Raw genomic sequence first — 25,736 nt, 5'->3', positions numbered from 1 at the left:
GCACGTCTGTCAGGGGGGCCGGGGCGCTCGCGGTGCTGACGGGGCACCCCGGATATGCAGAGTGCGGACCGCGCTGTCCGACGCCCCCAGGATAGGTGTCCTGGGGGCGGGCGTGCTCGTTGCCCTGGGGGGTGGTCCGTGGCGGTGCCGCGGGCCGGTTCCCCCAAGGGTTGTGACGGCGGCGCTCTCGTGTCGCGGGGCTCGTCGCTGCCATACTTACGTTGCCGTAGGTTACGGAAGCGTAGCCCGCTCATTTCGTCATATCTCCTCACCCCACGGGGGACTCGCCATGCCCACCAGTCCTGATGTGATCGACGACGGCCTGCCGACGGAGGCAGGCGGTCGCGCATCCGCCTCGGCCACGCTCGGTGGCGACAAGAAGCGTTCGATCGAGCAGATCGCGCTGCTGCTGTTCATCGTGGTGCCGTTCGCGGCTCTGGTCGCGGCGGTGCCGCTGGCCTGGGGCCGTGGTGTCAGCTGGCTCGACCTCGGCCTCCTGGTGGCCATGTACTACTGGGGCTGCCACGGCGTGACGATCGGTTTCCACCGCTACTTCACGCACGGTTCGTTCAAGGCGAAGCGTCCGCTCCGTATCGCTCTGGCCGTCGCGGGTTCGATGGCGGTGGAGGGTCCGCTCGTGCGGTGGGTGGCCGACCACCGCAAGCACCACCGGTTCTCCGACGCGGAGGGCGACCCGCATTCGCCGTGGCGGTTCGGCGAGAACCTGCCGGCGCTCATGAAGGGTCTGTGGTGGGCGCACATCGGCTGGATGTTCAACGAGGAGCAGACACCGCAGCAGAAGTACGCCCCCGACCTGGTCAGGGACCCGGCGATCCGTGCGATCTCGCGTCACTTCCTCAGCTTCACGATCCTCTCGCTGGCGATCCCGCCGCTGGTCGGTGGGCTGGTGACGTGGTCCTGGTGGGGTGCGTTCACGGCGTTCTTCTGGGGCTCGCTGGTGCGGGTCGCGCTGCTGCACCACGTGACGTGGTCGATCAACTCGATCTGTCACGCGGTCGGCAAGCGCCCCTTCAAGTCGCGTGACCGGTCGGGGAACGTGTGGTGGCTGGCGGTGCTCTCGTGCGGTGAGTCCTGGCACAACCTGCACCACGCGGATCCGACGAGCGCGCGGCACGGGGTGATGAAGGGGCAGATCGATTCCAGCGCACGGCTGATCCGCTGGTTCGAGATGGCGGGCTGGGCGCACGACGTGCGGTGGCCGGATGCCTCTCGTATCGCCTCCCGCCGCAAGTCCGCGGCCGTCGACCCGGCATGATTGACGACGTGGCGACCGACGGAAGCACCAGCGGCGAGAAGAGCATGCCTGTCCCCGCCCGGCGGGTCAGGCGGGTCCGTATGACGGGTAAGGAGCGCCGCGAGCAGCTCCTGGACATCGGCCGCACCCTGTTCGCCGACAAGGGTTTCGAGGGCACCTCGGTGGAGGAGATCGCGGCGCGTGCCGGGGTCTCCAAGCCGGTGGTGTACGAGCACTTCGGCGGCAAGGAGGGGCTCTACGCCGTGGTGGTCGACCGTGAGATGCGCCAGTTGCTGGACCTGGTGACGGGTGCGCTCACGGCGGGGCATCCCCGGGAGCTGCTGGAGCAGGCGGCGTTCGCGCTGCTGGACTACATCGAGACGTACACGGACGGTTTCCGGATCCTGGTCCGTGACTCCCCGGTCGCGCAGTCGACGGGGACGTTCGCGTCGCTGATCAGTGACATCGCGACGCAGGTCGAGGACATCCTGGGCCTGGAGTTCAAGGCCCGGGGCTTCGATCCGAAGCTGGCGCCGCTGTACGCGCAGGCGCTGGTGGGGATGGTGGCGCTGACCGGTCAGTGGTGGCTGGACGTGCGGAAGCCGAAGAAGGCCGAGGTCGCCGCCCATCTGGTGAATCTGGCGTGGCACGGGCTGGAGAACCTGGAGTCGAAGCCACGGCTGATAGGCCACAGGAAGAACTGAGCCCGGCCGCGGTGCGCGTGTGATCACTCGTTGTGATGACGGGGTCGCGAACCGGACCTTACTGTGGTGGGGCAGGGCCAGAATCCCGTCCATGGGAGGAACCATGACCGCCGAGCCGATCACCGGGCACAGCAGCCGCTGGCCGGTGCCCCCGCAGGACGGATACACCGTGGACGACCTGTTCACGCTGCCTGATCTCCCGCCGCACACGGAATTGCTCGACGGGAGCCTGGTCTTTGTGAGTCCGCAGCGCATCTTTCACAGCCGGATGATCGACATGCTGACGTACGGGTTGCGTGGCAGTGCGCCACGCGAGCTGAAAGTCGTCAGGGAGATGACGGTCGTCCTCGACCGGCGCAACGCCCCCGAGCCGGACGTCTGCGTCGTGCGGGCCGAGGCGGTCACCGGGAGGGAGCTGACCCGTTTCGAGGCGGCCGACGTGGTTCTCGCCGTCGAGGTGGTCTCCCCCGATTCGGAGGCCCGGGACCGTGACGCCAAGCCGCAGAAGTACGCCGCGGCGGGCGTCCCGAACTTCTGGCTGGTCGAGATGGCCGGCAGCGACAAGCACCCGGTCGTGCGGGTCTACGAGCTGGACCCGGTGAACAAGACGTACGCCCTGACGGGAATCCATCACGACCGGCTGAAGACAGGCGTCCCGTTCCCTCTCGATCTGGACATCTCGCCGGAGGCTCTCGACGCGCTGTGAGGCGCGGCCGTCCGGGTCACCCGGCGGTCCTGGTCACCGCGAAGATCCGGTGGAACGGGAAGACCGTGCCGTGGCGGCCCGCCGGGTAGGCGGTGCGCAGCAGGTCGCGGTACTCGGCGAGGAAGGCGTCCCGCGCTCCGGGGTCGTCGGTGAGGGCGTCGAGGAGGGGGCGCAGACCGGTGCCCTTGACCCAGTCGAGTACGGGGTCCTCGCCCTGGAGCAGGTGCAGGTAGGTGGTCTCCCAGACGTCGACGGTGCGGCCGGGTGCGGTGAGGTGCTCCAGGTAGGCGGCGGGGCTGTGTACGGCGTCCTCGTGGCGCAGGAGGCCGCCGAGGCGGTCGTGCCAGCGGGGGGATTCGGCGAGTTCGCGCATGAGGGTGTGGCTGGGGGCGCCGAAGTTGCCGGGGATCTGGAAGGCGAGGGTGCCGCCAGGGGTGAGTGCGTCGAGCCAGTGGGGGAAGCGGTCGGTGTGGCCGGGGACCCACTGGAGCAGTGCGTTGGAGACGATGAGGTCGTAGGTCTCGGTGGGGGTCCAGGTGGCGGCGTCGGCCTCGGTGAAGTCGAGGCGGGGGCCGGCGTGGGTGGTGCGGGCGCGTTCGAGCATCTGGGGCGAGGTGTCGTAGCCGGTGACGCGGGCGTCCGGCCAGCGTTCGGCGAGGACGGCGGTGACGTTGCCGGCACCGCAGCCGAGGTCGGCGATGCGGGGTGCGGGTTCGTGGGGCAGGGGCCCGATCCTGGCCAGGAGGTCGTGGAAGGGGCGGGTGCGGTGGTCCGCGTGCCGGAGGTACTGGAGGGGGTCCCAGGTGGGTGGGGTCATGGGCTCAGGATCACCAGGTAGTTCTCTTGATGTCAAGACACTTGAATTCAAGAGACTTCATGTCGAGGGACCCTCTACACTGATCGTCATGGAGGACGAGGTCGACCGACTGGTCGCTGCATGGCGCCGTGAGCGCCCCGACCTCGACGTGGAACCACTCGAGGTGCTGAGCCGCGTCTCCCGCCTGGCACGGCACCTGGACCGGGCCCGGAGGATCGCCTTCGCGGAGCATGAGCTGGAGCCGTGGGAATTCGACGTCCTGACGTCCCTGCGGCGCGCGGGCCCTCCGTACCAGCTCTCCCCCGGGCAGCTCCTCACCCAGACCCTGGTCACCTCGGGCACGATGACGAACCGCATCGACCGGCTGACCAAGAAGAACCTCGTGGAACGGCTTCCCGACCCGAGCGACCGCCGGGGTGTCCTCGTCCGGCTGACGGAGCGGGGCCGCGACAAGGCCGACCAGTCGCTGGCCGGACTGCTCGACCAGGAGCGGGCCATCCTCGGTGAGCTGTCGTCCCAGCAGCGATCCGAACTGGCCGGGCTGCTACGCCAGTTGACCGCCCCGTTCGACAACGTCCCCGGATAGCTGGGCCGGACCCACCCCGGCCCGCCGGGCGAGCGCCACGGCGGCGAGCGTCGAGTGCACACCCAGCTTCCCCAGCACGTTCTGCATGTGTGTGCGCACGGTGTGCGGGGACAGGAAGAGCCGCTCCGCGACCGCCTTGCGGCCCAGGCCGGCCACCATGCAGCGCAGCACCTCACGCTCGCGGGGCGTCAGCGACTCCACGAGCTGCTCGCTCTCGGTGCGGTGCTTGCGGGCAGCGGTCAGCTCCCGCAGGACCCCGGTCAGCAGCGCGGCCGGCAGATGCGTCTCGTCGCGCAGCACGCCGCGTATGACGGTCAGCAGCCGTTGCAGCGAGCAGTCCTTGGCGACCCACCCCGAGGCGCCGGCCTGGAGCGCCGCCGCCGCCCGGCGCGGGTCGTCCTTCTCGGCGAGCACCACCGTCCGGATGTGCGGGTACCCCGAACGGACCCCGGCCACCAACGAGATGCCGTCGACCGGACCGCCCGCCCCGGACCCGCCGTCCGGGGCCTCGCGCGGCGCGGGCACGGTGCGCACGCCGTTCCCGGCGAGGATGCCCAGTTCGGCGTCGACGAGCATCACGTCGTAGCGGCGCCCCTCGGCGGCCGCGCGCTCCAGACACCGCACGGCGGCGGGGCCGCTGCCCGCCGCCGACACGTCGACGTCCGGTTCGGCGGCCAGGGCCGCGGCGAGGGACTCGGCAAAGATGCGGTGGTCGTCGACCACCAGAACCCGGATACGCGCCACAGACACCCCCATGCTGTGTGAGCTCCTGGGGCGCCCGTGCGTGGTCTGCCCCGACGAGGACAGGATCACGGCGGACACGACGCCCGGAGCACTCCGGTGACCGCCGGCCACGGCCGCCGCCGTGTGCCGGCCGCCACCCGCCCCGGGCGTCGCGTCCGACTGTCTCGTCCCCTGAAACGACACCGGCCCCCACCGGTGTTGTGCACAGCGTACGGCGGGCGGTGGGCGGCGGAAGGCGATTCGCAGAACTGACCGCACGACGTGTTTAGGGTGTTGTGCATGTTCCGTCTTGAGACAGAAGTTGAGACAGAAGTAGACAAGGAACGTCGTATTCTGCTTGGCCGCCGGCTGCACGAGGACAACTGGGAAGGATCACCGGGGCTGCGCGCCCTGCACGGCACCCCGGCCGAACACGAGGTCCCGCTGGAGGTGTGGCTGCTGGACGACCAGGGGGCACTGGCCGGCGGACTGAGCGGACGGACCTGGGCCCACTGGCTCCACGTGGACCTGCTCTGGGTGGACGACCGCCACCGCGGCCAGGGCCACGGTGCGCGGCTGCTCGCCGAGGCGGAGCGCCTCGCCCGCGACGACCGCTCCTGCGTCCGCTCCCGGCTGGAGACCTGGGACTTCCAGGCCCCGGCCTTCTACCGGAAGCAGGGGTACGAGGTGGTCGGCGCGGTCGAGGACTACCCGCCGGGCGTCGTGGAGTTCATCCTGGTCAAGCAGCTGGGGAAAGCCGCCGCCCGCCCGCCGAGGGAACGGCGGGGAAGATTCCCGGGGTGGCGTGGCCGGCGGAGGTGAACGCCTCCGTCACGGCCTTGGCGACGGTGTCCGCGACCGCCTCCTCCACCAGCACGATCGCCGAGCCGCCGAAGCCGCCCCCGGTCATCCTGGCGCCGAGCGCCCCGGCCGCGGTCGCCGCCGAGACCACGAGGTCCAACTCGGCGCAGGAGACCCGCAGATCGTCGCGGAGCGAGACGTGTCCCGCGTCGAGCACGGGGCCCGCGGCCCGTACGTCCCCCGCGTCGAGCAGGGCGATGACCTGCTCCACCCGGTGGTTGTCGCTCACCACGTGGCGGACGTAACGCACGACCGACTCGTCCTCGCCCGCGGCCCGCAGAGTCTCCAGCGCCGCTTCCAGCCCCTCGTACGGGAGGTCACGGAGGGTGCCGATGCCGAGCGCCCGGGCGCCCGCCTCGCAGCCGGCGCGGCGCTCCGCGTAGGCGCCGTCGCCCAGGGCGTGCTTGACGCGGGTGTCGACGACCAGCAGCTGCAGCCCGTGTGCGGCCAGGTCGAAGGGGACCTGGCGCACGGTCAGGTCACGGGTGTCGAGGTACAGGGCGTGGCCCTCGGTGCAGCAGGCGGAGGCCATCTGGTCCATGACGCCGCAGGGCACGCCGACGAAGGCGTTCTCGGCGCGCTGGCCGAGCACGGCGATCTCGGGTGCGCTCAGGCCCAGCTCGAAGAGGTCGTTCAGGGCGAGCGCCGTGACGACCTCCAGGGCGGCGGAGGAGGAGAGGCCGGCGCCGACGGGCACGGTCGAGGTGAGCTGGATGTCCGCACCGGTGATCTCGTGGCCGGCCTCGCGGAGCGCCCAGACGACGCCTGCCGGGTAGGCGGCCCAGCCGTGGCCGGAGTGCGGGACCAGCTCGTCGACGCGCAGGGAGACGACCCCGCCCGGCACGTCGGTGGAGTGCAGGCGCAGCTGCCCGTCGGTGCGGCGGGCGACGGCGGCCCGGGCGTGATGCGGGAGGGCGAGCGGCATGACGAAGCCGTCGTTGAAGTCGGTGTACTCACCGATCAGGTTCACTCGTCCGGGTGCCGCCCAGATTCCCTCGGGTGCGCTTCCGTAGAGCGCGGTGAAGGAAGCGGTGAGCTCGGCGTTGTCGGTCATGGTGCGGTGGGCTCCTCTCGGCGGGCGAACGTCCACGCGTCGGCGACGATGGCGGCCAGGTCGGCGCGCGACGGCTGCCAGCCGAGCCGCTCCCTGGCGGTGGCTGCGGAGGCGACGAGGACGGCGGGGTCGCCGCCGCGCCTGGGTGCGGCGGTCTCGGGGACCGGGTGGCCGGTGACCTGGCGGACGGTCTCGATGACCTCGCGCACGGAGAAGCCGTTGCCGTTGCCGAGGTTGCAGATGAGGTGGTCACCCGGGGTGGCCGCCTCCAGGGCGAGAAGGTGGGCCTCGGCGAGGTCGGCGACGTGGATGTAGTCGCGTACGCAGGTGCCGTCCGGGGTCGGGTAGTCGTCGCCGTAGACGGAGATCGACTCGCGCTGCCCGAGCGCGACCTGGAGGACCAGCGGGATGAGGTGTGACTCGGGGCTGTGGCGCTCGCCGCAGCTGCCGTAGGCGCCCGCGACGTTGAAGTAGCGCAGGGAGACGGCGGCCAGGCCGTGGGCGGTCGCCTCGCCGCTGATCATGTGGTCGACGGCGAGCTTGGAGGCGCCGTAGGGGCTGGTGGGCGCGGTGGGGTCGGACTCCGTGATGGGGCTGGAGACCGGCTCGCCGTAGGTCGCCGCGGTGGAGGAGAAGACCAGGGTACGGACCCCGGCGTCACGCATCGCCGCGAGCAGGGCCGTCGTCCCGCCGACGTTGTTGACCCAGTACTTCTCCGGGTCGACGACGGACTCGCCGACCTGGGAGTACGCCGCGAAGTGCAGCACCCCGTCGTAGGAGGCGTCGAGCCATTTGGCGGCGTCCTGGATGCGGCCCTCGATGAACTCGGCGCCCTCGGGGACGCCTTCGCGGAAGCCGGTCGACAGGTCGTCCAGGACGGTCACGGTGTGGCCGGCCTCCAGCAGGTGCGCGGCGACGACACTGCCGACGTATCCCGCGCCGCCCGTCACCAGGTACTTCTTGCCGGTGCTGCTGCTCATTCGCTCGCTACCTCTCGCAGTCGCTGGGCCGCGGCCTCCGGCGGCACGTCGTTGATGAACGCGCCCATGCCGGACTCGGAGCCCGCGAGGAACTTCAGCTTGCCGGAGGTCCGCCTGATGGTGAAAAGCTCCAGGTGCAGCGCGAACCCCTCGCGGCCGGGTGCCCTGAAGGGAGCCTGGTGCCAGGCCGAGATGTACGGGGTCGGCGGCTCGCCGGGGCCGAAGATCCGGTCGAATCGCCTCAAGAGTTCCAGATAGATCTGTGGGAACTCTGTGCGGGCGCCCTCGTCGAGCTCCCGCAGGTCGGGCACGCGGCGGCGCGGGTGGAGGTGCACCTCGTACGGCCAGTGGGCGGCGTAGGGCACGAAGGCGACCCAGTGCTCGCTCTCCAGGACGACGCGTTCGCCGTCGGCGAGCTCACGGGCGACGACGTCGTCGAAGAGGTTGCGGCCGGTCTCGGCGCGGTGGCTCTCCATCGAGCGGAGCATCTGCTCGGTGCGCGGGGTGACGAAGGGGTAGCCGTAGATCTGTCCGTGCGGGTGGCCGAGGGTCACGCCGATCTCGGCGCCCCGGTTCTCGAAGCAGAAGACCTGGGCGACCTGCGGGAGCTCGGCGAGGTCGGCGGTGCGGTCGGTCCACGCTTCAAGGACCAGGGCGGCCTGTTCCTCGGTGAGCCCGGCGAAGGACACGTCGTGGTCGGAGGTGAAGCAGACGACCTCGCAGCGCCCGGAGTCGCCGGCGAGGGAGGGGAAGCGGTTCTCGAAGACGGCGACGTCGTAGCCGGTGTCGGGGATCTCGCTGAGCCGCCCTTCGCGCGAGGGGCAGAGGGGGCACTCGTCGGCCGGCGGGTGGTAGGTGCGCCCCTGCCGGTGCGAGGCGATGGCCACCGAGTCGCCGAGCAGCGGGTCGCGGCGGATCTCCGAGGACGTCGAGACGGCGTCCAGGGGCCGCAGGTCGACGGCGTCGCGGACGGTGTCGTCGGCCGAGTCGTAGTAGATCAGCTCCCGGCCGTCGGCGAGGGTCGTGACCGTCTTCTTCACCAGGCTCCTCCATGTAACGCCCTCAAACAGAACCGCACATAACAAATCACAAGTCAACATGGCACGTCAATGCCGTCGGCTCCTGTGAACACGCTGGGCGCCTTGGTGGCCAGAAAGGGACATTTCCACTCCTGCGATCACGATCAAACAAAGAACGCCACTCAACCTGTTCATTTTCTGAACACAAAGGCGTAGGTTCCGACGGGTTCAGTTCGCGCAACGAAGCGAGTACCCCCCATGCAATATCTGGCCGAAGGGCTCCGGCTCCCCACGAACGGGCTCGATTACACAATCCTGGCGATCTACTTCGTCGTGGTGCTCGGCATCGGCTTCGCCGCCCGGGCCAGCGTGAAGACGAGTCTCGACTTCTTCCTCTCCGGCCGGTCCCTGCCCGCCTGGGTGACCGGTCTGGCGTTCGTCGCGGCGAACCTCGGGGCCACCGAGATCCTCGGCATGGCGGCGACGGGCGCGCAGTACGGCGTCGCGGTCGTCCACTGGTACTGGATCGGCGCCATCCCGGCCATGGTCTTCCTCGGCCTGGTGATGATGCCCTTCTACTACCGGTCGAAGGTCCGCTCCGTGCCGGAGTTCCTGCTCCAGCGCTTCGACAAGTCGGCGCACCTGCTGAGCTCCATACTCTTCGCCTTCGCGGCGATCCTGATCGCGGGCGTGAACCTCTACGCCCTGTCGATCGTCGTGGAGGCGCTGCTGGGCTGGCCGCAGTGGGTCGCGATCGTCGTCGCGGGGCTCTTCGTCCTCGTCTACATCACCATCGGCGGTCTCTCCTCGGCGATCTACAACGAGGTGCTGCAGTTCTTCGTCATCCTCGCCGCGCTGATACCCCTGACCCTGCTCGGCCTCAAGCGTGTCGGCGGCTGGGACGGGCTCAGCGGCTCGCTGGAGAAGCAGCACGGCACGGACTTCATGTCCGCCTGGGGCGGCACCGGCATCGGTGACGCCAACCCGCTCGGCGCCAACTGGCTGACGATCATCCTCGGCCTCGGCTTCGTCCTCTCCTTCGGCTACTGGACCACCAACTTCGCCGAGGTGCAGCGCGCCCTGTCCGCGAAGAACCTGTCGGCCGCCCAGCGCACCCCGCTGATCGCCGCCTTCCCGAAGATCTTCATCGTCTTCGCGGTGATGATCCCGGGCCTGGTCGCCGCCGCCGTCGTGCCCCGGATCGGCACCGCCGGCTCGGACCTCACCTACAACGACGCGATCCCGCTGCTGATGCAGGAGCTCCTGCCCAACGGTGTGCTCGGCATCGCGGTAACGGGTCTGCTGGCGGCGTTCATGGCCGGTATGGCCGCCAACGTGTCCTCGTTCAACACGGTGTTCACCACGGACATCTGGCAGCGGTACGTGAAGAAGGACCAGCCGGACGCGTACTACCTGAAGTTCGGGCGGCTGATCACCGCGGTGGGTGTGCTGGCCTCGATCGGCACGGCGTTCATCGCCGCCAGCTTCTCCAACATCATGACGTACCTCCAGACGCTGTTCTCGTTCTTCAACGTCCCGATGTTCGTCGTCTTCATCATCGGCATGTTCTGGAAGCGCGCCTCGATGAAGTCCGGGGTCTGGGGCCTCGTCGCGGGCACCACGGCCGCGATGGTGAACTACTTCGTGATCTACAAGCAGGGGATCATCGACATCCCGTCCGACCAGGGCGCCAACTTCGTGTCCGCCATCGTCGGATTCGTGGCGGGTGCGGTCGTCATGGTCGCCGTCACTCTCTTCACCGCTCCCAAGCCCGAGGCCGAACTGGCCGGTCTCGTCTACGGGACGGAGTCCCCGGACGCCGACGAGGCGCCGGAGCAGGGCGACGACGCCTGGTACCGCAAGCCCGCTCTGCTCGGCTGGGGCGCCATCGTCCTCGCCACCCTCTGCTACCTGCCCTACTCGCTCTGATCGGAGGCATCACCATGTCCGACCTGCACAAGGAAGTCTCCGAACTGGAGCGCACGTCCGCGACCGCGGCCCGGCTCTTCGACATCCGGCGGATCATCGGCGGTCTCTTCGTGGTCTACGGAGTGATCGTCACCATCGCCGGGATCGACCCGTCCGAGGCCGACCTGAAGAAGGCCGAGGGCGTCCACATCAACCTCTGGACCGGCCTGGCCATGCTGGCGCTCGGGCTGTTCTTCCTCATCTGGATGAAGCTGCGTCCGGCCCAGGTGCCGGAAGAGGCTCCCGGTACGCCGGAGAGCTGACCCGCACGCCGGAGTACCGGCCGGGAGCCCACGGGGGCCGGACCGTCACGCGTTCACGCGAGGCCGTCCGGCCCCCGCGCCGTTCCCGCCGCCCTGTCCAGCAGCCCCGTCCGCGCCGCGAGCGCCGCGGCCTCCAGGCGGGAGCCGACGCCCAGCTTCATCAGCACCCGCTGGACGTGCGTGCGCGCCGTGCTCGGCGCGATGCCCATCCCCGCGGCGATCAGCCGGGTGTCCTCGCCCTCGGCGACCCGCACCAGCACCTCGACCTCGCGAGGGGTGAGCATCCGCAGCAGCCGCTGTCCCTCGTCGTCCGGCTGGACCGCGGGATGGAGGAGCTCGGCGAAAGCCCCCCGCAGCAGCTGCGGGGCGACCGCGGCCTCACCGGCGCGGGCCTTGACCATCGCGCGCTCGACGCCTTCGATGCGTTCGTCGTGCCGCACGTAGCCGGCCGCTCCGGCGGCGAAGGCGGCGGCGATCCCGCGCGGGCTCGGCACCGGGCCGAGTACCACCACGGCCACCTGAGGACGCTCCCGGCCGATCCGCGCGATCGGGTCGAACACTCCGGGTTGCGAGGGCGCCGCCGTGCCGAACAGGCAGACCTCGGGTGCCCTGCTGACGACGAGTTCCGCCGACCCGGACGTCGGCGCGGCAGCGGCGAGCACCCGGTGACCACGCAGTTTCAGTGCCGAGGCCAGTGCCTCGGCGAGCAGTCGGTGGTCGTCGACCACCATGAGCCGCACGCCCATCTCGAGATAGCCCCCATGTGTACAGCGCCGTACCGCTGCGCGAACCTGATCAGGCCCCCCGGCCCCTCTGACCCGGCAAGTTACACGCTTGTTCGACGTCGCGCGCCCTCTACCGGGCAGAAGCCCCCCAGAATGCCGAATTCTGCTGCATTCAGGGCTACTTGCACGACAGAAAACGATCGGCCCTGCCGGTCGGAAGATCGACCGGCAGGGCCGTGACCGCTGTCCCGCGAACGGGGGGGCGGGGTCAGACGGTGGTGAACGAGACGACGAGGTACTGCTTGTCGTCCAGCGAACTGGACTTGCTGGGCTCGCTGATCATCTTCTCGGAGATGAACAGCCGGCCCTTCTCGTAGATGAACTCCGCGTAGTCGGTGGAGAAGCTGGTCTCCGCGTCACGGACCGTCTCGTCGTCCGGGTTGACCATCAGCACGGTCTCCTTGAAGGAGTTGCCGTCGATGGAGACGATCTGGCCGCCCTTGTCGTACGGGGGCCGCTTGTACGCGATGACGTTGGAGCCGTCCATGCGCAGGGGGGTCAGCGTGTAACGGTCACCCGCGTCGGCCTTGCCGCCGACGAGCTTGCCCGTGGTGAGGTCGAAGGCCACGATCTCGTTGGTGTCGCCGTACTCGCCGCCGCCCTCGTGCTCCTCGGTCGGCACGTAGAGCCTGTTGTTGCCGACGGCCACGGAGCTGCAGGTCTCGACCTCGGTGGAGCCGCACTCGGCGGCGTACTTGTCCGCGTCGGCGGAGATCCGGACGAGGAGCTTTCCGGTCGCCGCGTCGATGGAGAAGAAGTCCGAGATGCCGCTGCCGTCACCGGCGGTGTCACCGACGTCGGCCGCGACGACGAGCGGCTTGGTGGAGACGATGCCCGCGTACTCGACACCCGCCGGCATCTCGTACGAGGAGAGCGGTGCGCCGGTGGTCGGGTTCAGCGCCTGGATGGTGAGCTGCGGTTCGTCGTAGCTGCCGCACCTGCGGACGACGGCGAGGGCTTCGCCGCCGCCGTATCCACGGTCCGAGCAGTTGTTGGTGTCGGTCTGCGGCTTCCAGAGCTCGGCGCCGTCGGCCAGGTTGAACGCCGCGCCGCCGCTGGTGCCGCCCGCGGCGACCGTGCTGCCGCTGAGCGTGACCTCGCTGAACCGGATGGGCTCGTCGCCGTTGGACGCGGAGGTGACCGACTTGCTCCACAGCAGCTTGCCGGTGGCCAGGTCGAGCGCGCCGACCTTGTTGCAGGAGGGGTACTTGTCGGCCGCGGTCGCCTTGCCCTCCTCGAAGACCACGGCGGTCCTGTAGTCCTTGCTCATGTGCCGGGACGCCGCGCAGACCTGGCCGGCCAGCGGGATGGACCAGAGCTTGGTGCCCTTGGCGAGGTCGTAGCCGACGATCTCGTACACGCCGGTCTTCACGTACGCCTTGTCGGTGACCCAGGAGCCGTCGACGGTCGTGGTGTCGGTGACCTTCGGGTGCGGGAGCTGGAAGCCGACCTTGGACGCGGTGTCGGCGGGAGCCTTCTCGCTGCCGCCGCTCAGGCCATCGCCCTCGCCGCCCTTGCCCTCGCCGCCGGTGGACCCCGCGGACGAGGCCTCGTCCTGCTTTCCCTCGTCACTGCCGCCGGAGGCGTAGATGACTCCGCCGCCGACGATCAGCACCACGGCGACGACCGCGGCGACGATGATCTGCATCTGGGTGCTGAACTTCTTGTTGCCGCTCGGCTGCGGGGCGCCGTACTGCGGCTGCATGGGAGCGGTCGGGTAGCCGTACCCCTGCTGCATGCCGTGCTGGCCGGGGGGCGGGCCCTGCGGGAAGCCGTAGCCGGGCTGCGTGGGCGGCTGGCCCGGGGGCGGCGCCTGCGGGAAGCCGTAGCCGGGCTGGGTGTGCGGCTGCCCGGGAGGCGGCGCCTGCGGGTAGCCGTAGGCCGGGCTCTGCTGCGGCTGGCCGGGCGGGGGCGTCGGGCTGCCGTAGCCACCGGCCGGAGGGAGCGGCGGCGTGCCGTAGCCACCGGCCGGAGGGGTCGGCGGGGTGGCCGGGGGCTGCTTGCCGAGCGGGTCGGCGGGAGGCGGGGTCGGCGCGCCGAATCCGCCGGGCGGCGGGTCCTGGGGGGCGCCGAATCCACCCTGGGGCGGTTCGCTGGGCGGCTGGCTCATGGCGTACGTACCTCTGCGGGGTCTGAGAAGGAGGGGCTGCGGTTACCGGGCTCGGCCGTCACTTGCCGAAGGCCATCATGGTCGTCTGCTCTTTCTCCTCCTCGTCGTTGCTCGCGCTGACGCGTTCGCTGACGATGAAGGACCGGCCGCCCGCGTACGCGATCTTGGAGGAGAAGAAGTTCTCGATCTGCGTCGTCGAGTCCGGGTGCTGGAGCAGCACCTTGGGCGCGCCGCCGGTCGGTGCGATCGTGGCGATCGCCCCGCCCTTGTCGTAGGAGGGCTCCAGGTAGACCAGGACGTTGCCGCCCTCCATGCGCAGCGGCTTCATGGTGCGCTCGGCGGGGGCCGCGGCCTTCCACTTGGGCTTGCCGGTGTTCAGGTCGAAGGCGATGACCTTGTTGGTGCGGCCGGTGCCGCTGGTGTCGTCCTCGGTCATCATGTAGAAGGTGTTGGCGTCGGCGGCGAGGCCGCTGCACCCTTCGAGCTGCTGGCCGAAGATGGCGAAGTCGTGGCCGCAGTCGACGGAGAACTTGTCCTCCTTGTCACCGACCAGCTGGGAACGGAGCGTTCCGTTCTCCTTGAGCGCGAGGATGGACCACTTCTTCTCCTCGGACTGGGTCAGCGAGACGACGAGCGGGCTCACCGAGTAGACCTTGTCGACCTCCCAGCCCTGCTTCGGCTTGTACGTCCACTTGGGCTTCCCCGTGGTGGGGTCGACCTCCTGGATCTGGTGCTGCGGGTTGTCCACGTCGGCCGTGCGGCAGCTGGACGCGGCGATCAGCTTGGGCCCGCCGGCGAAGGCGAACGGCTGGCAGTTGCCCGAGGGCTTGCCGAACAGTTCCTTGCCGTCGGTGACCCGGTAGGCGTTGGAGTTGCTGGTGCGGCCGACGGTCACGGTGTCGCCGCTGATGGCCAGACCGATGTCCGAGAGCAGGTCCCAGGTGCCGTTCTTGGTGACCGACTTCTTCCAGCCGGCCTTGCCGGTGTTGAGGTCGATCATCTGGAGGTCGGCGCAGTCGGCCTTGTCCGTGGTGCCGTTCTTCACGCCGATGACGATCTTGCCGTCGGCGGTGGCCGTGGCGGGTGCCGCGCACATGTCGGCGGGCAGCGCCAGGGTCCACTTCTCCTTGCCGTCGGCCACCGAGTAGCCGGTGACCGAGCGGTACATGCCCTTGACGAGGGTGTCCCCGACGATCCAGGGGCCGTAGACGTCGGCGCCGTTGCGCGGCAGGTCGACGTCGTTCGTGGTCAGCCAGAGGACCTTGGCCTCACCCGCCTTGCGCCCGGCGTTGAGGTCGTCGTTCGCCTCGCGGCCGTCGCCCTTGCCGTCTCCCTGGTCGACGGTGGGCGAGCCGCTGGGAGCCGGGGCGCCGCTGCTCGTCCTGGCGACCGGCTTCTTCACCTCGTCGCTGCCGCTCGTGAGGGCGAAGATGCCGCCGCCGACGACGAGGAGGGCGGCGAGCGCCGCGCCGATGACGAGCACGGGCTTGCCCTTGAAGGGCCCGCCGCCGGAGCCGCCGGGGGTGGGGGCGCCGGGGTACTGCTGCTGCGGATAGCCGTAACCGACGGTCGGCTGCTGGGCGTACGGACCGGGCTGCTGGGTGTACGGACCGGCCGGGGCGCCGTAGGGCCCGGGCTGCTGGGCGTACGGGCCCGGGGCTGCCTGGCCGGGTGCCTGCGGGTAGCCGTAGCCGGGCTGCGCCCCGGGTGCCTGCGGATAGCCGTAACCGGGCTGCGTGGGCGGGGGCGTGGGCGGCATCTGCGGCGGGGCCGCCGGTGGTGACGGCGGCTGCTGGGGCGGCTGAGGAGAGCCCTGCGGTTCCTGCGGAGCTCCGAAGCCCCCCTGCGGCGGTTGCTGGCTGGGCGGCTGGGTCATCAGCACGTCCCCCTTCGTGCGGTCCGGTGCCCGGTCCGGTCTCCCCCGCGATTCCGCTGGGTTCAGAGGTCAGGTGCGAGACGACTCTGAATTCCCCCCGGAAAGGAGCGAATCGGGCATGGCTTCCGCGGCTTCAAGACAGTCGAGCGGGGCTTCTTTCTACCACCCGCACCGGAGGGGCACAGGCTCGGTCCATCCCCTGTTCCCAAGGGAGAACCGGCCCGTGATGCCCTCGTTACGCACCTGCCCGGGGGGCGTGGCGGCCGGTCAGGCCGATGGTCCGTCAAGTCCGTCCCACGGGGGCGGTTTTCACGGGATCCCCCCGGTCCGGGCACTATTCGCCGTAGACGAGCACGGCGGTCGCCGCCTTCTCCTCCTCGTCCTCGTCCTGGCTGATTCTTTGCGGGAGCAGGTAGGAACGGCCGTCGCGGTAGGCGACCCTCGGCACGAAGAGCGAATTCTCCGTCTCGGCCGCCGACGCGGGGTGCTTCAGCAGGGTCGCGTAGGTCCCGGCGGACGGGGCCAGGGTGCCGATCTCGCCGCCCTCGCGGTACACGGACTGCACGTGGACCAGGACCTTCCCGCCCTCCATGCGCAGGGGGAACATGAGCCGGCCGGCCGGTGCGGGCGCCTTCCACGCCGACTTGCCGGTGGCCAGGTCGAACGCGACCACCTTGTTCGTCTGGGTCTTCGAGCCGTCCTCGGGGAGGGTCGACAGATAGAGCCTGCTCGCGTCCGCGGCGACGCCCGCGCAGCCGTCCAGGTTGCTGCCGGTCTGCACGGACTCCTCACCGCACCGGACGCCGTAGTTCTCCTCGCCCACCAGCTGCGAGCGGTAGGTCCCGTTGTCGTTCAGGACGACGACGGCCCATTTCTCCGGCTGCTTGATCGAGATGACGGGCGGGCTCGTGGAGTAGATGTGCGCGACCGACCAGCCGGACTTCAGCTCGTACGTCCATTTCGGCGCTCCGGTGACCGGGTCGACCTCCTGGACCTGCTGGCGGACCGGGTCGGCGGGTTCGGCCTGGCAGCTGACGGCCGCGAGCATCCGCTCGCCGCCGGTGAACGCGAAGGGCTGGCAGACGCCTTCACGCTTGCCGAAGAGTTCCTTGCCGTCGCTGACCCGGAAGGCGTTCGACGCGGTGTCGCGCCCGAAGGTGACCGTGTCACCGCTGATGGACATGGCGACGTGCGAGAGCCCGTCCTGCAGGGCGGAACGGTCGACGGTCTTCTTCCAGCCCGCCTTGCCGGTGCGCAGGTCGATCATCTGCAGGACGGAGCAGGACGCCTCCGACTCCGAGACGTTGTCCTCGATGCCGACGACGACCTTGCCGTCGGCCGTGGGGGCGGTGGGTGAGGCGCAGAGGTCGGTGGGCAGCCGCAGGCTCCACTGCTCGGCCCCGTCGTCCACCGCGTAGCCGCTCACCTTGCGGTACATGCCCTTGGCGATGACGTCCCCGGCGAACCAGGGGCCGTGCGTCTCCTCGCCGTACTGCGGGAGGTCGACCCCGTTCTCCTGGATCCAGGCCACCTTCGCCTCGCCCGGCTTGCGCCCGGCGTTGAGCTCGGCGGCGGTCGGCCCGGCGAACGTCTCGTCGTCGGATGTGGGTGAGGCGGTGGGCTTCTTCCCGTCGTCGCTCGGACCCGCGACGGGCTTCTTCCCGCCGCCGCCGTCGCCTGTGGCCAGCCAGATCCCGCCGCCGGCGAGCAGCAGCACGGCGAGGGCGGCGCCGATGAGCACGCGGGCTCTGCCCTTGCGGCGGCCCCCGCCGCTGCCGGGCCCTCCCGTGGCCGGGGGCGCCGCGACGGTCGGCGGCTGGGGCGGGTAGCCGTAACCCGCCTGCTGTCCGTACGGGCCGGGTTGCTGCGGGTACGGCTGGGGCTGCTGCGGCTGCTGTGCGTACGGTCCGGGCTGCTGCGGATACGCCGGGGTGTACGGGCCGGGCTGCTGTCCGTACGGACCGGGCTGCTGCGGATCCGGCTGCGTCCAGGGCCCGTTCGGCTGGGACTGCGGGCCGTTGCCGGGCTGCGGAGGGGGAGGCGGCTGCGTGCCCGGCGGGGGATCGTACGGAGCCCCGAAGCCTCCCCGCGGCGGTTGCTGCTGGCCGGGCGGCTGGGTCATCAGCACGTCCCCCTTCGTGCGTTCGCGTCCGGTGCCCTGGAGCGGGCAGGGCTTCTTTGTACCACCCATGCACCACCCGCCCCACGGACAACAGCGATCACTCCCTGCGGGCAGCGATCACTTCACGCGGATCACGCGTCCTCGGCCAGCTCCAGCCAGCGCATCTCCAACACGTCGCGCTCGGCCACCAGTTCGCGCAGTTCGGCGTCGAGCTTGGCGACCTTCTCGAAGTCGGTGGCGTTGTCGGCGATCTGCGCGTGCAGCGACGTCTCCTTCGTCGACATCTTGTCGAGCTGCCGCTCGACCTTCTGCAGCTCCTTCTTCGCCGCACGCGCCGCCTGCGGCGAGACGGACTCGGCGGGAGCGGCCTTCGGCGCGGAGGCCGCCGCGGCGGAGGCGGGGGTGGCCGTCTCCTCCATGCGCTGCCTGCGCTCGATGTACTCGTCGATGCCACGCGGCAGCATCCGCAGCGCGCGGTCGCCGAGGAGCGCCATCACCTTGTCCGTGGTGCGCTCGATGAAGAACCGGTCGTGGGAGATCACGATCATCGATCCGGGCCAGCCGTCGAGGAGGTCCTCCAGCTGGGTCAGGGTCTCGATGTCCAGGTCGTTGGTGGGCTCGTCGAGGAAGAGGACGTTGGGCTCGTCCATCAGCAGACGCAGGATCTGGAGCCGGCGCCGCTCGCCACCGGAGAGGTCACCGACCGGGGTCCACTGCTTCTCCTTGGCGAAGCCGAACTGCTCGCACAGCTGGCCGGCCGTCATCTCGCGGCCCTTGCCGAGGTCGACCCGGTCGCGCACCTGCTGGACGGCTTCGAGGACCCGGAGGTTCTTGTCGAGCTCGGCGACCTCCTGGGAGAGGTAGGCGAGCTTGACGGTCTTGCCGACGACGATCTTCCCGTCGGCCGGCTGTACGTCGCCCTGGCTTCGGGACGCCTCCGCGAGCGCCCTCAGCAGCGAGGTCTTGCCCGCTCCGTTGACGCCGACGAGGCCGATGCGGTCGCCGGGGCCGAGCTGCCAGGTGAGGTGCGTGAGCAGGGTCTTGGGGCCGGCCTGGACGGTCACGCCCTCCAGGTCGAAGACGGTCTTGCCGAGCCGGGCGTTGGCGAACTTCATCAGCTCGCTGGTGTCGCGCGGGGGCGGCACGTCGGCGATCAGCTCGTTGGCGGCCTCGATGCGGTAGCGCGGCTTGGACGTACGGGCGGGGGCACCGCGCCGCAGCCAGGCCAGCTCCTTGCGCATCAGGTTCTGCCGCTTGGACTCCTCGGTGGCGGCGATGCGCTCCCGCTCGGCCCGCGCGAACACGTAGTCGCTGTAGCCGCCCTCGTACTCATGGACGCTGCCCCGCTGGACGTCCCACATGCGGGTGCAGACCTGGTCCAGGAACCACCGGTCGTGGGTGACGCAGACGAGTGCGGAGCGCCGGGCGCGCAGGTGCCCGGCCAGCCAGGAGATGCCCTCGACGTCGAGGTGGTTGGTCGGCTCGTCGAGCACGATCAGGTCCTGCTCGGCGATCAGGAGCTTCGCCAGCGCGATCCGGCGCCGCTCGCCGCCGGAGAGCGGGGCGATGACGGTGTCGAGGCCGTGCTCGAAGCCGGGGAGCGCGAGGCCGCCGAAGAGGCCGGTCAGCACATCGCGGATCTTGGCGCTGCCCGCCCACTCGTGGTCCTCGAGGTCGCCGATCACCTCGTGCCGGATCGTGGCCTCCGGGTCCAGCGAGTCGTGCTGGGTGAGGACGCCGAGGCGCAGCCCGCCGTTGTGGGTGACCCGGCCGGTGTCGGCCTCCTCCAGCTTGGCCAGCATCCGGATGAGCGTCGTCTTGCCGTCGCCGTTGCGGCCGACGACGCCGATCCGGTCGCCCTCGGACACCCCGAGGGATACACCGTCGAGCAGGGCACGGGTGCCGTACACCTTGCTGACCTGCTCGACATTGACCAGATTGACGGCCATTTCACTCCTGCCTCGGGGATCCCTGCGTCGGGGACCGCTCGACGTCCCAGAGTAGTCGCCGCGTGGGGTGCGATAACGTGCGGCGATCGATCATGGGGAGTAACCCCAGGTCGGAGCGGTTCGGAACATGTACGGGGTGGGGACTTCATGATGCGGCACGCGATACGGACTCTGGTCCCGGCGGTCCTGGCGGCGGCGGTGCTGACCGGCTGCTCCTCGTCGTCCGGCGAGGGCACGGACACCGGCACGGACACCGCCAAGAACGGGGACAGCGCCCCTTCGCAGGCCGCGGAGGGCACGGCTCCGGAGAAGGGCGTCACGATCGGCGCCCCCGGTTCGGCCTGCGAGCTGCCGGTGACCTTCGACCTGGCGGCGGACTGGAAGCCGCAGGCCGTGGAGGTGGATCCCGGATCCGAGCTCGCGGAGCTGGGGCAGCAGGGCTCGGCCACGATGGTCTGCGAGATCGACGCCAAGCCGGCGGGGAACCTCGGCTACCTGCGCGTCTGGCAGGACAAGGGCTCCGGCACGGCCCCTCGTGCGGCACTGGAGGACTTCGTGGCGGGCGACCCGAACGCGACCGGGGCCTCGTACGAGGAGACCGAAGCGGGGTCGGTGGCGGCGGCGGAGGTCACCTACACGGTGGAAATCGAACTCCTGGACGAGCGGAAGACGGAGCGGGCCTTCGCCGTGGCGACCCCTGACGGCCCGGTCGTGGTGCACCTGGGCGGGATGGACTCCCAGGAGCACGAGGAGATGCTCCCGGCGTACGAGCTGGCGAGGAAGACGCTGAAGCTGGGCTGAGGAGCACGCGACCGGTCACCGTCCCGCCCGCTCCACCAGCAGCCAGCCGCCGAGTGCCATGGCCACGGCCGCGGGGGCGCTGACATGCACGGCGATCAACAGGGCCGTGCGGCCCTCCAGCAGGCCCGCGTATCCGACCATCGACAGGCCCAGCACGCCGAACAGGGCGAGGGTCACGCCGATCGCCGAGACGGCACCCGCGCCGATCGCGGCCCGGCCGGGGACGACCCTGACGGGCCGCTCGAACGTACGGAAGGCCGCGACCAGGGCCGCGGTGAGCGCCACCGCGGCCACGATCCGCACCGGCACCTGCGCCCACCAGGCGCCGGTGGCCGGTTCGGGCAGGGGCAGACCGAGGGCGATCATCGCGCCGTACACGCCGAGCATCGCGGTGAGGTGCCAGAGGAACGCGGTCATCGCCAGGCCGTTGGCGGCCACGACCGCGCGCCAGACGCGGGGCCGGGCGACCAGCCGGGCGCCGGGGGCCCGCAGCAGCTCGACCGCGCCCACCAGCCACAGGCCGTGCCCGAGCAGGGCGAGCGTGGGAGGTGCCATGTTGCTGATCCGCTCGCCCGGCATGCCGACCATGGACAGCGGATACGGGCCGAGGGCCACCAGCGCGACGGCGGCGGCCAGGCCGGCCCCGGCGAGGAGCGCGGGCCTGCGGATGCGCGCGTCGGCGCGCAGGAACCCGAGCTGGTGCACCGCGAGCCAGACGAAGGCGAAGTTGAGGAACTCGACGTACGGGACACCCGCGGCGAAGCGCAGCAGGTCCACGGCGGCCGCGGCGCCCGCGAGCGCGGCGAACGCGCCCCAGCCGTAGCGGTCGTGCAGCTTCAGCAGGGCGGGGGTGAACGCGACCATCGCCAGGTAGATCCCGATGAACCAGAGGGGCTGGGTCACCAGCCGCAGGGTCACCCCGGTCAGTCCGCCGCCACCGCCGAGGAGCTGGACGGTGAGCGCGGCGGCGCCCCACACCAGGACGAAGACCATGGTCGGCCGCAGGAGCCGTTGCAGCCGGGCCCGCAGGAAGGACGGGTACACGGACCCCGTGGAGCCCTCCGGCCGCCTGCGGAGCAGGGAGCGGTAGGACAGCGCGTGGGAGAAGCCGCCGACGAAGAAGAACACCGGCATGATCTGGAGGGCCCAGGTGAGGAGTTGGAGCCCCGGTACGACCGCGAGGAGGTTGCCGACGCCCTCGGTGGTGACGGCGGCCATCAGCCAGTGGCCGAGGACGACCGTGCCGAGCGAGGCGACGCGCAGCAGATCGATGTAGCGGTCCCGGGTGGCGGGCGTGGCCTCGGCCAGTTCACGAACAGGTGATCCCATGAGCCCACGGTCGCGCCGGACCCCCGGAGGGCGGCAGCGCGACCGTACTCAATTCCCGTCTGAGTACCGGCGGTCAGACGAGGGTGGCGCCCGGTGCCGGGGACACGGCGGTGCGTGCCTCGCGGCAGGTGCCGGAGGTGAGCAGCGCGTCGGCGACCTTGTGCGCGGACTCGGCGTCGGACACCAGGAACGCCGTGGTCGGCCCGGATCCCGAGACGAGTGCGGCCAGGGCCCCGGCCGCGGTGCCCGCGGCGAGGGTGCCGGCCAGCGAGGGGCGCAGGGAGAGCGCGGCCGGCTGGAGGTCGTTGGCGAGGGCGTCCGCGAGCGCGGTGGTGTCGCCGGAGCGCAGGGCGGCCAGGAGGGCGGTGGACGGGGCGGGTTCGGGGACGTCGGTCCCCGCGGTGAGGCGGTCGAACTCGCCGTAGACCGCCGGGGTGGAGAGTCCGCCGTCGGCGACGGCGAAGACCCAGTGGAAGGTGCCGCCGACCTCCAGGGGGGTCAGCTGCTCGCCGCGGCCGACCCCGAGTGCGGCTCCGCCGACGAGGCTGAACGGCACGTCGCTGCCCAGCTCGGCGCAGATCGCGAGGAGTTCGTCCTGCGTGGCGCCGGTGGACCACAGGGCGTCGCAGGCCAGCAGGGCTCCGGCGCCGTCGGCGCTGCCGCCCGCCATGCCGCCCGCGACGGGGATGTCCTTGGCGATGTGGATGTGCACGGCGGGTTCGATGCCGTGCCGGGCGGCCAGGGCGATCGCGGCGCGGGCGGCGAGGTTCGTGGTGTCCAGCGGGACCTGGTCCGCGTCCGGCCCCGAGCAGGTGACGCGCAGCTCGTCGGCGGGGGTGACGGTGACCTCGTCGTACAGGCCGACGGCGAGGAAGACGTTGGCCAGGTCGTGGAAGCCGTCGGGGCGCGGGGCGCCGACGGCGAGCTGGGCGTTGACCTTGGCGGGTACGCGGACGGTGACGCTGTGGGTCATGCGGAGGGCTCCGGCTTGTTCTCGGCGATGGCGGCGAACTCCTCGACGGTCAGCGCCTCGCCGCGGGCCTGCGGCGAGATGCCGGCCGCGGTCAGGGCGGCCTCGGCGGCGGGCGCCGAGCCGGCCCAGCCGGCCAGGGCCGCGCGCAGCGTCTTGCGGCGCTGGGCGAAGGCGGCGTCCACGACGGCGAAGACCTCGGCCCGGCTCGCGGTGGTCCGGATCGGCTCGGTGCGCCGCACCAGGGACACCAGGCCGGAGTCGACGTTGGGCGCGGGCCAGAAGACCGTGCGGCCGATGGATCCGGCGCGCTTGACGTCGGCGTACCAGTTGGCCTTGACGGAGGGCACCCCGTAGACCTTGTTGCCGGGGCGGGCGGCCAGCCGGTCGGCCACCTCCGCCTGGACCATCACGAGCGTGCGTTCGATGCTGGGGAAGCGCTCCAGCATGGTGAGCAGGACCGGTACGGCGACGTTGTACGGCAGGTTGGCGACGAGCGCGGTCGGCGCGGGGCCGGGCAGTTCTGTCACGAGCATCGCGTCGGAGTGGACGAGGCCGAAGCGGTCCGCGCGCTCCGGCAGCCGGGCGGCGACCGTGGCGGGCAGGGCGCCGGCGAGCACGTCGTCGATCTCCACGGCGACGACCCGGTCGGCCGCCTCCAGCAGGGCCAGGGTGAGTGAGCCCAGGCCGGGCCCGACCTCGACCACGACGTCGTCGGGCCGCACCTCGGCGGTGCGTACGATCCTGCGGACCGTGTTGGCGTCGATGACGAAGTTCTGGCCGCGCTGCTTCGTGGGGCGTACGCCCAGCGCTGCGGCCAGCTCGCGGATGTCTGCGGGGCCCAGGAGGGCGTCGGGCTCTGTGGTGCTCACCCGTCAAGCCTACGGCCGTCGCGGGCCCCTTCCTCCGCCGCCCGGCGTGGGCCCCGGACCGGGCGGCTCCCGGAGGACGACGATCTCGTCGCCGTCGTCGAGCCCGGTGCCCGGGGCGGGTGCGACGGTGTCGCGGGTGCCGAGCCTGACGCCCTCGGCGTCGAGGAGTTCCCCGACGTCGTCCGCGAAGGTGTGCAGGGTGCGTGAGCTGCCGTCGACGCTGACGCTGACGGCCTTGTCCTGCGCGAGGAAGGCGGCGGTGCCGCCGGCCAGGACGGCGAGGACCAGGGCGCGGGGGACGAGCCGCCGCAGGCTCTCCGGGCCGCTGCGGTGCCGCCGGGCCGCCCGGTGTCCGGCGGGCCGCCTCCGTACGGGTTCCCGTGGCGGCACCAGGGTGGTGTCCAGCACGGTCGGGTCGTGGACGGGCAGGGGGCCGGGCCGGAGCGCGGCGACGATCGTCCGCTCCTCGTGGAGGGAGCGCGGCGGCGCCGGTGCGGGGACCCGCGCGGGGGCCTGCCTCGTACGCGGACCGCCGCGCGGTGCACGGTGACTGCCCTGCGAATGGCCCACGACGCTCCAGAGACTCCGGCTGCCGACCCGTTTGCGCGGGCACGATAACCGAGGTCCCGTCACCCTCCAAAGTCGTACGATTACCCGACGTGTCGCGAGGTGACGGCGGCGGCGCTCAGAAGTCGAACGCCCGCGCGGTGTTGTCGTACACGGCCGCCGCGAGGCTGTCCTCGTCGGTCCCCCTGACCCCGGCCATCGCCCGCAGGGTGACCGGGATGAGATAGGGCGCGTTGGGCCGTCCGCGGTAGGGGGCCGGTGTGAGGAAGGGGGCGTCCGTCTCGACGAGCACCAGCTCCGCCGGGACGACGGCCAGCGCGTCGCGCAGCGGCTGCGCGTTCTTGAAGGTGACGTTGCCGGCGAAGGACATGAAGTAACCGGCCGCCGCGCAGATCCGCGCCATCTCGGCGTCCCCGGAGTAGCAGTGGAAGACGGTCCGCTCCGGCGCCCCCGCGTCGGCGAGGACGCGCAGCACGTCCGCGTGGGCGTCCCGGTCGTGGATGACCAGGGCCTTGCCGTGCCGCTTGGCGATCTCGATGTGCGCCCGGAAGGACTCCTCCTGGGCGGCGACGCCCTCGGGGCCGGTACGGAAGAAGTCGAGTCCGGTCTCCCCCACGGCGCGTACGTGCGCGAGGGCGGCCAGGGCGTCGATCTCGGCGAGCGCCTCGTCGAGGGCCGCCTTGCCGCCCGGCTCGCGTGCCCCCTGCCGGGCTGTGCCCTCCGGGTCCCCGTGCACGATGCGGGGCGCCTCGTTGGGGTGCAGGGCGACGGAGGCGTGGACGGAGGGGTGCGCCGCGGCGGTCTCGGCGGCCCAGCGCGAGCCCTTCACGTCGCAGCCCACCTGGACGACGGCGGTCACGTTGACCGCTGCGGCCCGGGCCAGGCCTTCCTCGACGGTTCCGTCCTGCATGTCCAGGTGGGTGTGCGAATCGGCGACCGGAACCCTGAGGGGTTCGGGGAGCGGCGGGGCGTCGGTACGGCTCATACCCCGACTCTACGAGGGCGTGAGCCCCGCGCTCACCGCCGGTGGAAGGGACGGAGCAGGTCGGACAGGTGCCAGTGGTGTCCCTCGGGCCCGGGGGCGCGCACCGCCGCGACGGCCATCTCCTCGGCCGCCGTCTGCTCGCCCGCCTTCTTCGGACGTACGGTCTGCTGGGCCCGGAGCAGCTGCTGGACCATGGAGACCCGGCCCGCCCGCATGATCCGGACCACATGGCTGCCGCACTTCGCGCAGGTGGGGGTGGACAGCGGTGAGGGCACACGCCGCCCGTCCGCCTTGTAGACCACGAAGGCGTGGCCCGCGTGGTCGACATGGTGTTCTATCTCGTAGGCCTGCTCCCAGCCGTACCCGCACCGCATGCACGCGAAGGCGTACGCCTCGTGCACGGTGGTCGCTGCGATCTCACTCATGCCTGCTCC

23 protein-coding genes and 1 pseudogene are annotated in these 25,736 nt (G+C 71.2%); 8 read left to right on the top strand and 16 right to left on the bottom strand.

From position 1 onward, the window contains the following. The first annotated feature begins 289 nt into the window (after window positions 1-289). The 3 genes from ACFYQ6_RS27530 to ACFYQ6_RS27520 all read left to right on the top strand — a co-directional run bounded on the left by ACFYQ6_RS27530 (window position 290) and on the right by ACFYQ6_RS27520 (window position 2,665). Window positions 290-1,276: an acyl-CoA desaturase gene (locus ACFYQ6_RS27530; RefSeq protein WP_388765441.1), complete on the top strand. Its 987-nt coding sequence runs from the start codon at window positions 290-292 to the stop codon at window positions 1,274-1,276. After that, on the top strand, window positions 1,273-1,959 hold the full coding sequence (locus tag ACFYQ6_RS27525; protein WP_361575258.1) for a TetR/AcrR family transcriptional regulator: 687 nt from the start codon (window positions 1,273-1,275) through the stop codon (window positions 1,957-1,959). Before ACFYQ6_RS27530 ends, ACFYQ6_RS27525 begins: the two co-directional genes overlap by 4 nt. A gap of 103 nt (window positions 1,960-2,062) precedes the next feature. Beyond that, on the top strand, window positions 2,063-2,665 hold the full coding sequence (locus ACFYQ6_RS27520; protein WP_361575781.1) for a Uma2 family endonuclease: 603 nt from the start codon (window positions 2,063-2,065) through the stop codon (window positions 2,663-2,665). 16 nt (window positions 2,666-2,681) lie between these two features. Here the strand turns inward: ACFYQ6_RS27520 and ACFYQ6_RS27515 are convergent, their stop codons facing one another. Then, complete coding sequence (locus tag ACFYQ6_RS27515) at window positions 2,682-3,482, bottom strand: trans-aconitate 2-methyltransferase (RefSeq protein WP_361575261.1); 801 nt, start codon at window positions 3,480-3,482, stop codon at window positions 2,682-2,684. Window positions 3,483-3,570: 88 nt separating this feature from the next. On the opposite strand from ACFYQ6_RS27515, the gene ACFYQ6_RS27510 reads away from it, so the two are divergent. After that, window positions 3,571-4,068, top strand: coding sequence for a MarR family transcriptional regulator (locus tag ACFYQ6_RS27510; RefSeq protein WP_356742348.1), 498 nt, complete (start codon window positions 3,571-3,573; stop codon window positions 4,066-4,068). Here ACFYQ6_RS27510 and ACFYQ6_RS27505 read toward each other — a convergent pair. Next, window positions 4,027-4,824, bottom strand: a complete 798-nt coding sequence (locus ACFYQ6_RS27505) for a LuxR C-terminal-related transcriptional regulator (RefSeq protein WP_388765439.1) — start codon at window positions 4,822-4,824, stop codon at window positions 4,027-4,029. The genes ACFYQ6_RS27510 and ACFYQ6_RS27505 overlap by 42 nt on opposite strands. Before the next feature lie 267 nt (window positions 4,825-5,091). On the opposite strand from ACFYQ6_RS27505, the pseudogene ACFYQ6_RS27500 reads away from it, so the two are divergent. Continuing rightward, a pseudogene (locus ACFYQ6_RS27500) lies at window positions 5,092-5,541 on the top strand (GNAT family N-acetyltransferase); the annotation flags it as partial. On the opposite strand, the gene galK reads toward ACFYQ6_RS27500, so the two are convergent. From galK to galT, 3 genes are read right to left on the bottom strand one after another with little or no spacing between them, the layout of a single operon-like run. After that, complete coding sequence (gene galK, locus ACFYQ6_RS27495) at window positions 5,531-6,706, bottom strand: galactokinase (protein WP_361575268.1); 1,176 nt, start codon at window positions 6,704-6,706, stop codon at window positions 5,531-5,533. The pseudogene ACFYQ6_RS27500 and the gene galK overlap by 11 nt on opposite strands. Further along, window positions 6,703-7,686 (bottom strand): UDP-glucose 4-epimerase GalE, encoded by a 984-nt coding sequence (gene galE / locus ACFYQ6_RS27490; protein ID WP_388765436.1) that lies wholly within the window; start codon window positions 7,684-7,686, stop codon window positions 6,703-6,705. Before galE ends, galK begins: the two co-directional genes overlap by 4 nt. Continuing rightward, a complete protein-coding gene (gene galT, locus ACFYQ6_RS27485; RefSeq protein WP_361575274.1) occupies window positions 7,683-8,726 on the bottom strand; it encodes a galactose-1-phosphate uridylyltransferase in 1,044 nt (347 codons plus the stop codon). Before galT ends, galE begins: the two co-directional genes overlap by 4 nt. Before the next feature lie 237 nt (window positions 8,727-8,963). Here galT and ACFYQ6_RS27480 point away from each other — a divergent pair, with 237 nt between their 5' ends. Together ACFYQ6_RS27480 and ACFYQ6_RS27475 are read left to right on the top strand one after the other, a co-directional pair. Then, window positions 8,964-10,634: a sodium:solute symporter family protein gene (locus tag ACFYQ6_RS27480; protein WP_361575277.1), complete on the top strand. Its 1,671-nt coding sequence runs from the start codon at window positions 8,964-8,966 to the stop codon at window positions 10,632-10,634. A gap of 14 nt (window positions 10,635-10,648) precedes the next feature. Further along, a complete protein-coding gene (locus ACFYQ6_RS27475; RefSeq protein ID WP_361575280.1) occupies window positions 10,649-10,936 on the top strand; it encodes a hypothetical protein in 288 nt (95 codons plus the stop codon). A 53-nt stretch (window positions 10,937-10,989) separates the two neighbouring features. On the opposite strand, the gene ACFYQ6_RS27470 is transcribed toward ACFYQ6_RS27475, so the two are convergent. From ACFYQ6_RS27470 to ACFYQ6_RS27450, 5 genes are all read right to left on the bottom strand, one after another. Further along, the gene (locus ACFYQ6_RS27470) at window positions 10,990-11,682 is read right to left on the bottom strand and encodes a LuxR C-terminal-related transcriptional regulator (protein ID WP_361575283.1); all 693 of its coding nucleotides are present in this window, start codon (window positions 11,680-11,682) and stop codon (window positions 10,990-10,992) included. A 247-nt stretch (window positions 11,683-11,929) separates the two neighbouring features. Next, the gene (locus ACFYQ6_RS27465; protein WP_361575286.1) at window positions 11,930-13,831 is read right to left on the bottom strand and encodes a PQQ-binding-like beta-propeller repeat protein; all 1,902 of its coding nucleotides are present in this window, start codon (window positions 13,829-13,831) and stop codon (window positions 11,930-11,932) included. A gap of 58 nt (window positions 13,832-13,889) precedes the next feature. After that, the gene (locus ACFYQ6_RS27460; RefSeq protein WP_361575289.1) at window positions 13,890-15,707 is read right to left on the bottom strand and encodes a PQQ-binding-like beta-propeller repeat protein; all 1,818 of its coding nucleotides are present in this window, start codon (window positions 15,705-15,707) and stop codon (window positions 13,890-13,892) included. A gap of 334 nt (window positions 15,708-16,041) precedes the next feature. Next, window positions 16,042-17,898, bottom strand: a complete 1,857-nt coding sequence (locus ACFYQ6_RS27455) for a PQQ-binding-like beta-propeller repeat protein (RefSeq protein ID WP_361575292.1) — start codon at window positions 17,896-17,898, stop codon at window positions 16,042-16,044. 62 nt (window positions 17,899-17,960) lie between these two features. Next, entirely contained in the window at window positions 17,961-19,778 is a 1,818-nt protein-coding gene (locus ACFYQ6_RS27450; RefSeq protein ID WP_388765433.1) for an ABC-F family ATP-binding cassette domain-containing protein, read from the bottom strand. A gap of 147 nt (window positions 19,779-19,925) precedes the next feature. Between ACFYQ6_RS27450 and ACFYQ6_RS27445 the strand changes: the two genes are divergently transcribed. Beyond that, a complete protein-coding gene (locus ACFYQ6_RS27445; RefSeq protein WP_388765432.1) occupies window positions 19,926-20,579 on the top strand; it encodes a lipoprotein in 654 nt (217 codons plus the stop codon). Window positions 20,580-20,594: 15 nt separating this feature from the next. On the opposite strand, the gene ACFYQ6_RS27440 is transcribed toward ACFYQ6_RS27445, so the two are convergent. The 6 genes from ACFYQ6_RS27440 to ACFYQ6_RS27415 form a co-directional block, all read right to left on the bottom strand. Then, window positions 20,595-21,908, bottom strand: coding sequence for an acyltransferase (locus ACFYQ6_RS27440; RefSeq protein WP_388765429.1), 1,314 nt, complete (start codon window positions 21,906-21,908; stop codon window positions 20,595-20,597). A gap of 73 nt (window positions 21,909-21,981) precedes the next feature. Further along, window positions 21,982-22,881, bottom strand: coding sequence for a 4-(cytidine 5'-diphospho)-2-C-methyl-D-erythritol kinase (locus ACFYQ6_RS27435; protein WP_361575304.1), 900 nt, complete (start codon window positions 22,879-22,881; stop codon window positions 21,982-21,984). Beyond that, window positions 22,878-23,750, bottom strand: coding sequence for a 16S rRNA (adenine(1518)-N(6)/adenine(1519)-N(6))-dimethyltransferase RsmA (gene rsmA, locus ACFYQ6_RS27430; protein ID WP_361575307.1), 873 nt, complete (start codon window positions 23,748-23,750; stop codon window positions 22,878-22,880). The genes ACFYQ6_RS27435 and rsmA overlap by 4 nt, the downstream gene beginning before the upstream one ends. Window positions 23,751-23,759: 9 nt before the next feature. Further along, the gene (locus tag ACFYQ6_RS27425) at window positions 23,760-24,320 is read right to left on the bottom strand and encodes a ubiquitin-like domain-containing protein (protein WP_388765427.1); all 561 of its coding nucleotides are present in this window, start codon (window positions 24,318-24,320) and stop codon (window positions 23,760-23,762) included. Window positions 24,321-24,435: 115 nt separating this feature from the next. Then, complete coding sequence (locus tag ACFYQ6_RS27420; protein WP_388765425.1) at window positions 24,436-25,302, bottom strand: TatD family hydrolase; 867 nt, start codon at window positions 25,300-25,302, stop codon at window positions 24,436-24,438. 32 nt (window positions 25,303-25,334) lie between these two features. Continuing rightward, the gene (locus tag ACFYQ6_RS27415; protein WP_388765423.1) at window positions 25,335-25,727 is read right to left on the bottom strand and encodes a hypothetical protein; all 393 of its coding nucleotides are present in this window, start codon (window positions 25,725-25,727) and stop codon (window positions 25,335-25,337) included. Window positions 25,728-25,736 lie beyond the last annotated feature (9 nt).

Source organism: Streptomyces sp. NPDC005494, from assembly GCF_042872025.1.
GTDB lineage: Bacteria > Actinomycetota > Actinomycetes > Streptomycetales > Streptomycetaceae > Streptomyces.
The sequence above is the reverse complement of the archived record's forward strand: the minus strand, read 5'-3'. Positions and strand labels throughout refer to the sequence as shown.

Bases quoted from the DNA above. Each gene is read 5' to 3' on its own strand.
- ACFYQ6_RS27530 (WP_388765441.1), top strand. From the start codon at position 290: ATGCCCACCAGTCCTGATGTGATCGACGACGGCCTGCCGACGGAGGCA.
- ACFYQ6_RS27525 (WP_361575258.1), top strand. From the start codon at position 1,273: ATGATTGACGACGTGGCGACCGACGGAAGCACCAGCGGCGAGAAGAGC.
- ACFYQ6_RS27520 (WP_361575781.1), top strand. From the start codon at position 2,063: ATGACCGCCGAGCCGATCACCGGGCACAGCAGCCGCTGGCCGGTGCCC.
- ACFYQ6_RS27515 (WP_361575261.1), bottom strand. From the start codon at position 3,482: ATGACCCCACCCACCTGGGACCCCCTCCAGTACCTCCGGCACGCGGAC.
- ACFYQ6_RS27510 (WP_356742348.1), top strand. From the start codon at position 3,571: ATGGAGGACGAGGTCGACCGACTGGTCGCTGCATGGCGCCGTGAGCGC.
- ACFYQ6_RS27505 (WP_388765439.1), bottom strand. From the start codon at position 4,824: ATGGGGGTGTCTGTGGCGCGTATCCGGGTTCTGGTGGTCGACGACCAC.
- galK (WP_361575268.1), bottom strand. From the start codon at position 6,706: ATGACCGACAACGCCGAGCTCACCGCTTCCTTCACCGCGCTCTACGGA.
- galE (WP_388765436.1), bottom strand. From the start codon at position 7,686: ATGAGCAGCAGCACCGGCAAGAAGTACCTGGTGACGGGCGGCGCGGGA.
- ACFYQ6_RS27480 (WP_361575277.1), top strand. From the start codon at position 8,964: ATGCAATATCTGGCCGAAGGGCTCCGGCTCCCCACGAACGGGCTCGAT.
- ACFYQ6_RS27475 (WP_361575280.1), top strand. From the start codon at position 10,649: ATGTCCGACCTGCACAAGGAAGTCTCCGAACTGGAGCGCACGTCCGCG.
- ACFYQ6_RS27470 (WP_361575283.1), bottom strand. From the start codon at position 11,682: ATGGGCGTGCGGCTCATGGTGGTCGACGACCACCGACTGCTCGCCGAG.
- ACFYQ6_RS27465 (WP_361575286.1), bottom strand. From the start codon at position 13,831: ATGAGCCAGCCGCCCAGCGAACCGCCCCAGGGTGGATTCGGCGCCCCC.
- ACFYQ6_RS27460 (WP_361575289.1), bottom strand. From the start codon at position 15,707: ATGACCCAGCCGCCCAGCCAGCAACCGCCGCAGGGGGGCTTCGGAGCT.
- ACFYQ6_RS27455 (WP_361575292.1), bottom strand. From the start codon at position 17,898: ATGGGTGGTACAAAGAAGCCCTGCCCGCTCCAGGGCACCGGACGCGAA.
- ACFYQ6_RS27450 (WP_388765433.1), bottom strand. From the start codon at position 19,778: ATGGCCGTCAATCTGGTCAATGTCGAGCAGGTCAGCAAGGTGTACGGC.
- ACFYQ6_RS27445 (WP_388765432.1), top strand. From the start codon at position 19,926: ATGATGCGGCACGCGATACGGACTCTGGTCCCGGCGGTCCTGGCGGCG.
- ACFYQ6_RS27440 (WP_388765429.1), bottom strand. From the start codon at position 21,908: ATGGGATCACCTGTTCGTGAACTGGCCGAGGCCACGCCCGCCACCCGG.
- ACFYQ6_RS27435 (WP_361575304.1), bottom strand. From the start codon at position 22,881: ATGACCCACAGCGTCACCGTCCGCGTACCCGCCAAGGTCAACGCCCAG.
- ACFYQ6_RS27420 (WP_388765425.1), bottom strand. From the start codon at position 25,302: ATGAGCCGTACCGACGCCCCGCCGCTCCCCGAACCCCTCAGGGTTCCG.
- ACFYQ6_RS27415 (WP_388765423.1), bottom strand. From the start codon at position 25,727: ATGAGTGAGATCGCAGCGACCACCGTGCACGAGGCGTACGCCTTCGCG.